The sequence below is a fragment of the Xanthovirga aplysinae genome, from assembly GCF_009711365.1.
In the GTDB taxonomy this organism is placed as follows: Bacteria; Bacteroidota; Bacteroidia; order Cytophagales; family Cyclobacteriaceae; genus Xanthovirga; species Xanthovirga aplysinae.
This window is the reverse complement of sequence record NZ_SMMB01000013.1, coordinates 1-214: the sequence shown is the minus strand read 5'-3', so window position 1 is coordinate 214 and position 214 is coordinate 1. Positions and strand designations below refer to the sequence as shown.

Sequence of the window (214 nt, the reverse complement as noted above, 5' to 3'; positions counted from 1 at the left end):
CAATCGTTCTTCCTTTCGAATCAACGGCTCGATATAGGTATTTCAATTTGCTTATTACTTTGATATAAGTCTCATGGATTCTCCAGGATCCTGTCGTTCCTCCTTGCAAATACCAACGCATCTTTCAATTTCAGGAGCATCACGTTGGCCCAACGATAAATAGTGGTGCGGTCTACATCGATATCTCGTTCCAACATCATTTCCTCCTGCTCTC

Annotated in this window: 1 pseudogene; it reads right to left on the bottom strand. The window is 42.5% G+C overall.

The window, feature by feature from the left end:
- Positions 1-214: pseudogene (locus E1171_RS24805) on the bottom strand (DDE-type integrase/transposase/recombinase); the annotation flags it as partial.